The organism is Burkholderia sp. BCC0097 (genome assembly GCF_902832985.1).
In the GTDB taxonomy this organism is placed as follows: domain Bacteria; phylum Pseudomonadota; class Gammaproteobacteria; order Burkholderiales; family Burkholderiaceae; genus Burkholderia; species Burkholderia orbicola.
Genome location: NZ_CADFDM010000018.1, coordinates 34,497 through 39,259 on the forward strand (window position 1 = coordinate 34,497; position 4,763 = coordinate 39,259).

8 protein-coding genes are annotated in these 4,763 nt (G+C 65.3%); 3 read left to right on the forward strand and 5 right to left on the reverse strand.

Translation table 11 applies throughout. The annotated features are described in order from the left end of the window. Window positions 1–10 precede the first annotated feature (10 nt). A complete protein-coding gene (locus HWX07_RS35895; protein WP_175879429.1) occupies window positions 11–460 on the forward strand; it encodes a helix-turn-helix transcriptional regulator in 450 nt (149 codons plus the stop codon). On the opposite strand, the gene HWX07_RS35900 is transcribed toward HWX07_RS35895, so the two are convergent. The 3 genes from HWX07_RS35900 to HWX07_RS35910 all read right to left on the reverse strand — a co-directional run bounded on the left by HWX07_RS35900 (window position 451) and on the right by HWX07_RS35910 (window position 2,874). Then, window positions 451–831 (reverse strand): LysR family transcriptional regulator, encoded by a 381-nt coding sequence (locus HWX07_RS35900; protein ID WP_175879430.1) that lies wholly within the window; start codon window positions 829–831, stop codon window positions 451–453. The genes HWX07_RS35895 and HWX07_RS35900 overlap by 10 nt on opposite strands. A gap of 466 nt (window positions 832–1,297) precedes the next feature. Beyond that, window positions 1,298–2,449 (reverse strand): phage late control D family protein, encoded by a 1,152-nt coding sequence (locus tag HWX07_RS35905; RefSeq protein WP_175879431.1) that lies wholly within the window; start codon window positions 2,447–2,449, stop codon window positions 1,298–1,300. Next, on the reverse strand, window positions 2,446–2,874 hold the full coding sequence (locus HWX07_RS35910; protein WP_027809278.1) for a phage tail protein: 429 nt from the start codon (window positions 2,872–2,874) through the stop codon (window positions 2,446–2,448). The genes HWX07_RS35905 and HWX07_RS35910 overlap by 4 nt, the downstream gene beginning before the upstream one ends. Here HWX07_RS35910 and HWX07_RS35915 point away from each other — a divergent pair. Continuing rightward, window positions 2,873–3,244, forward strand: coding sequence for a helix-turn-helix transcriptional regulator (locus tag HWX07_RS35915; RefSeq protein ID WP_244130070.1), 372 nt, complete (start codon window positions 2,873–2,875; stop codon window positions 3,242–3,244). The genes HWX07_RS35910 and HWX07_RS35915 overlap by 2 nt on opposite strands. A 188-nt stretch (window positions 3,245–3,432) precedes the next feature. Here HWX07_RS35915 and HWX07_RS35920 read toward each other — a convergent pair whose 3' ends face one another. Together HWX07_RS35920 and HWX07_RS35925 are read right to left on the reverse strand one after the other, a co-directional pair. Then, window positions 3,433–3,888, reverse strand: a complete 456-nt coding sequence (locus HWX07_RS35920; RefSeq protein WP_175879432.1) for a phage tail protein — start codon at window positions 3,886–3,888, stop codon at window positions 3,433–3,435. Between the two features lie 13 nt (window positions 3,889–3,901). Continuing rightward, window positions 3,902–4,528 carry a hypothetical protein gene (locus HWX07_RS35925; RefSeq protein ID WP_244130071.1) on the reverse strand — a complete coding sequence of 209 codons (627 nt, stop codon included), beginning with the start codon at window positions 4,526–4,528 and terminating at the stop codon, window positions 3,902–3,904. 7 nt (window positions 4,529–4,535) lie between these two features. Between HWX07_RS35925 and HWX07_RS37110 the strand changes: the two genes are divergently transcribed. After that, on the forward strand, window positions 4,536–4,745 hold the full coding sequence (locus HWX07_RS37110; RefSeq protein WP_244130072.1) for a hypothetical protein: 210 nt from the start codon (window positions 4,536–4,538) through the stop codon (window positions 4,743–4,745). Window positions 4,746–4,763 lie beyond the last annotated feature (18 nt).

Below are 4,763 nucleotides of genomic sequence, written 5' to 3' on the forward strand. Positions count from 1 at the left end.
GGAGGAGCGGATGCGTATCGGTCTGAGCCAGGCAGAGTTCGCCGCACTGGGCGGCCTCGGTAAGCAGGCGCAGCTCAATTACGAATCCGACGCGCGATCGCCAGATGCGAACTACCTGGCGGCGCTTTCGAAGGTCGGGGTCGACGTGCTGTACGTCGTAACTGGCGAGCGTGCGCAAGGGGGGCCGATGCCGGACGACGAAGCCGAGCTGCTCGATGGGTTTCGCCAGTTGAACGACGTCGGTCGGACGGCCGTGCAGGCGTCGATCAATGGCTTCCTGCTCGCGGGCACGATGACGATTTCGGGCGCGCCGGCGAAGAGGCTTCCGCGTCTTGCTGAAAACCGAGTAGCGAAATTGGATGCTGCGGCGCTGCAGGCGCTCAAAGACGCACAGGCAGACGCAGAGCGCACAAAGGGCGCGCGATCTCCGCGTAAGAGCGGTGTGAAAGGTCAGGACTGACGAAGTGTCTCTGCGGCGCGCTCGAGCGCCGCCATCGCGGTTTCTACTTCACCCAACACGTCGATCGTCGTCATGCCGGTCGATTCCTCACGAGAAAATTCGCACAACGCAGCGAGTTCGCGATCGAACCGCGCAACAACGGTGCGGAGCTGCGCTCCGAATTCGGTAAGCCGAAACCCATCACTTCCTGAACGACGCTCCATCAGCGGACGGCCGAGGACGCGCTCGAGCGCGGACACCTTCTCGCTGACGGTCGGTCGCTGCACTCCCATTGCCTGCGCCGCTTCCGAAATGCTGCGATAGCGCGCGATCTCGCTATATGCGCGCAGCAGATTCCAGTTGAGCCGAGGGGGAGTCGTCCGGGAAGCCATGATTCGAGCGGTAGTTGTTGTTGCAGTAATGCGCGCGTCGCAGGGGCGGGGGACGAGTGGTCGGGAGAAAGTCCGCGAAAGTTAGGCGTTTTCCTAACTTTCACGGGGCTTTCTCCTTCATTCCATTTGTCTGAAAAAAGCACGAAAATGGGGCCGCGTTACAGCACGCGTGAATGCCGTTTCACGTCGTAGCGCCTCTCAAAATATCCGAAGAGGAAGCCGTTGTGAGTAACAAGCCGCAAGAGCCGCAATTCCGAAATGCAACAGCCGAGGACGGGGTAATCCGACGCTGTACCGAAGCCACGATAGCCGCCCAATGTGGGCGCGCCAGCTCCACTGTAGCCGGGAACCGCGAGACGCGCGCAGTGCGCGATTTGTCGGCCGGCGAGCGAGCGGCGCTGCTCGCGCAGGTGACGAGCGCGATGTTGAGCCTATCGAACATCCGCGACCTGCTACTGACGTAACGTCAGCCCGTCTCCGAGGTGTCGATCTCCGGCACCTCGTTCGCCTTGACCTCTAGGTCGAGGTCCGATGTAAATCCGCCGTTACCGTCGATCGAATGTGTAACGCGCGCAATGATCCAGTTGCAATCATCAATGACACGTTTGTAACCGCGCACGGTTACAGGTAATTCGGTCATCAGCTCGGGGCGGCCGAGCGCCAGCACAATGCTGAACTCTGCAACGCCGCGCTGCAACTTCTCCCATTCCGCTTTCGCCGCGCGCGTCGCGTTCGCCTTGTTCGCGTACGTGTGCCGCAACGTCTTCACATTCTCGGCCGTGCCGAACAACACGTCGCCGCTCTTGTCGATCGGCTTCTTCTTCGCCGTCGTGCGACGCCGGCGCCGCTTCACGGTGGTCGACTGCTTCTTCGCGGTGCGCGTGTTCAGGTAGAACGCCTGCACGCCGGAATACGTGTCCCGATCGGCGACGCCGAAGTCGTGACGGTCGCCGACGTCGCGCGTGATCGTGACGGCCGGCAGTGGCTTGCCGCTCGCCGTGGTTGCCTCGCCGGCCTTGATGAAGAGCAGCAGCCCATTCTTCACGGTGGCGATCGCGTCAAACATCTTCGCCAGGCGTGACAGCAGATTGGCATCCGACTCGGCCGTCTGGTCGATGTGGTCGACGAGCTGCCCGTCGAGCGCCTTGCTGATACGCGCCTCGACCTTGTTCTGACTGGCGATCGCGCGCACGATCGCGCCGACCGTCTGCCGATGCCAGGAGCGCTCCTTCTTGATCGACAGGCCCGCGCGCAGATCGACGCTGCGCGCGCGGATCGTCAACACGTCCGGCGTGCCGGTGTGCCGTACCTCATCGACCATGAATTCGCCCTTGTCGACCAGGCCGTTCGCCGCGCCGGCCCAGCCGATCGCCAGCTTCAGCGTGACGCCGCGATTCGGAATCTCGAGGGCACCGTCAGAATCGTCGAGGCTGATGTCGAGCTGGTCCGCTTCGAAGCCGCGGTTGTCCTGCAGCGTCAGCGAGATCAGCCGGCCGTCGAACTTCTTCGTGATGTTCTTGCCGTTGAGCGTGATCGAGTAGATCGCACGCGGCACGCGATCGTCGGCGATCACGACCTTCTGCACCATGTCGGCGCCAGGGATGTCCGACAGGTTCATAGCGAGATCGCCCCCTTGATGGCGTCGGTCACGATGCCGAGCATGTCGAGATCGTCGTTGCGCGTCAGGGCAATGGTGAACTCGATGCGCCGCGCGGTGCCGTCGTCGAAAAACAGCGTGCGTGTCGTGTCGATGTTGTCGATCGTGAACATGCCGTAGATGTGGCCGGTGCCCTCGATCAGCGGCCAGGCGGTGTGCTGGTCGGCCATCGCTTCAATGACGGCGAGCGACATGTCGCCGCCCGTCAGCTCCGGCAGCAGCACGCCGGACAGGCTGATGGTTTCGTCGTCCTCGCCGACGTACTGCCGTGCGGGCTTTTTGCCGACGCGGTTGTTGCTGGCGAAGCGCCAGCCGCGCCGGCGCTTCAGCTCCTGGTAGGGCAGGGTCGACAGGCTAAACACGAACAGCCCGAGCGCCATCATCATGCGAACCTCTCCTTCAATCCCGATCGCGCAGTCGCGAGCGCTCGCGCGCGGCCTGCGTGGCCTGTTCCTGGCGCATCACCTGCAGCACCTTCTGCGCGAGCGCCTGTTCACCTACGCGGAATACATGGCGCAGCGCGACGAAGAGCGCGACCTGATTCCGCATGCAGTCGTCAGCGCGACGGTCGACGGGGCAACGCCCCTGCGCGCGTGGCGTGAATATCTCGGGCTGACGCAGGCCGAAGTCGCGACGCGACTCGGCATCAGCCAGTCGGCCTACGCTCAACAGGAGAGCAGCGAGAAGCTGCGCAAGTCGACGCGCGAGAAGATCGCCGCCGCGCTCGGCATCACGGACGCGCAGCTCGACGTCTGACGAGCTGTAGGCCAGCAGCAAAAAGCCGCCAGGCACTTCGGTGCCGGCGGCTTTTTTTTCGCCATGTCGAGGCGTGAGAGGCGCGGCCTCTGGCGCCCTTTGGGCGGCCGGCCGCGCGACGACGCGCGGACGGTGCACCGGCGCGCGGCGGGCCGCTGGCGGGCCGCTGGCGGGCCTGCTGACGCGTCCTAGAGGCTTCCCCGGGGGGGCGGATTGGTCCCGGAAGATGCCGGCGCCGACCCGGCGCGCGNGATGCCGAGCATGTCGAGATCGTCGTTGCGCGTCAGGGCAATGGTGAACTCGATGCGCCGCGCGGTGCCGTCGTCGAAAAACAGCGTGCGTGTCGTGTCGATGTTGTCGATCGTGAACATGCCGTAGATGTGGCCGGTGCCCTCGATCAGCGGCCAGGCGGTGTGCTGGTCGGCCATCGCTTCAATGACGGCGAGCGACATGTCGCCGCCCGTCAGCTCCGGCAGCAGCACGCCGGACAGGCTGATGGTTTCGTCGTCCTCGCCGACGTACTGCCGTGCGGGCTTTTTGCCGACGCGGTTGTTGCTGGCGAAGCGCCAGCCGCGCCGGCGCTTCAGCTCCTGGTAGGGCAGGGTCGACAGGCTAAACACGAACAGCCCGAGCGCCATCATCATGCGAACCTCTCCTTCAATCCCGATCGCGCAGTCGCGAGCGCTCGCGCGCGGCCTGCGTGGCCTGTTCCTGGCGCATCACCTGCAGCACCTTCTGCGCGAGCGCCTGTTCATCCATGCCGGGCGCCGCATACACCTGGATCGTGATCGGCGCCGGCGCGACAGGCGCGCGGGCAGCGGCCGACGCGACCGTGAGCGGCGGGCGGTTGTCGACCGTGAGTGGTGCGCCGCCGGCGATCGCCGCGCCCGTGATGCCGATGCCAGCGCCGGCGGCAACGATCCGCTTACCGACTTCGAGCACGGTTGACAGCGGCCCGTCCTGGCCCTCGCGCAGGCCCTGCTCGAGGCCGGCCATCGTGAAGCCGCCGAGCGCGGCGAAAACTCGGCTCGGCGAATGGATGCCGAGCTTTTCCTTGAACCAGCCGATCACGCTGCCACCGGCCGACTCGATCGCATCCTTCACCGAGCCCAAGCCGCTTTTGATGCCGTTGACCAGGCCGGACATCAGGTTCGCGCCGAAGTCGACGAAGCGCGCAGCAGCCTGCGCCGCGACAACGACGATATCCGCGAGCCACGCGCCGAACCCCTTGCCGGCGCTGGCCGCCGCGTCGAGGCTCTTCTTGCTGGCGTCGACCGGACCCAACAGGCGCGTGATCCAGTCCCACGCGCTCTTTACGGCACCGACCAGCCAGTCGAACACGGGCTTCAGAGGCGCGAACGCCGCGCCGAGCGTCGCGAGCACGCCGCTGAAGATCGGCGCGAGCTACGCTCAACAGGAGAGCAGCGAGAAGCTGCGCAAGTCGACGCGCGAGAAGATCGCCGCCGCGCTCGGCATCACGGACGCGCAGCTCGACGTCTGACGAGCTGTAGGCCAGCAG

What these genes read in the sequence shown, in the direction of transcription:
- HWX07_RS35895 (WP_175879429.1), top strand. Translation starts at nt 11, where the DNA reads ATGCGTATCGGTCTGAGCCAGGCAGAGTTCGCCGCACTGGGCGGCCTC.
- HWX07_RS35900 (WP_175879430.1), bottom strand. Translation starts at nt 831, where the DNA reads ATGGCTTCCCGGACGACTCCCCCTCGGCTCAACTGGAATCTGCTGCGC.
- HWX07_RS35905 (WP_175879431.1), bottom strand. Translation starts at nt 2,449, where the DNA reads ATGAACCTGTCGGACATCCCTGGCGCCGACATGGTGCAGAAGGTCGTG.
- HWX07_RS35915 (WP_244130070.1), top strand. Translation starts at nt 2,873, where the DNA reads ATGCGAACCTCTCCTTCAATCCCGATCGCGCAGTCGCGAGCGCTCGCG.
- HWX07_RS35910 (WP_027809278.1), bottom strand. Translation starts at nt 2,874, where the DNA reads ATGATGATGGCGCTCGGGCTGTTCGTGTTTAGCCTGTCGACCCTGCCC.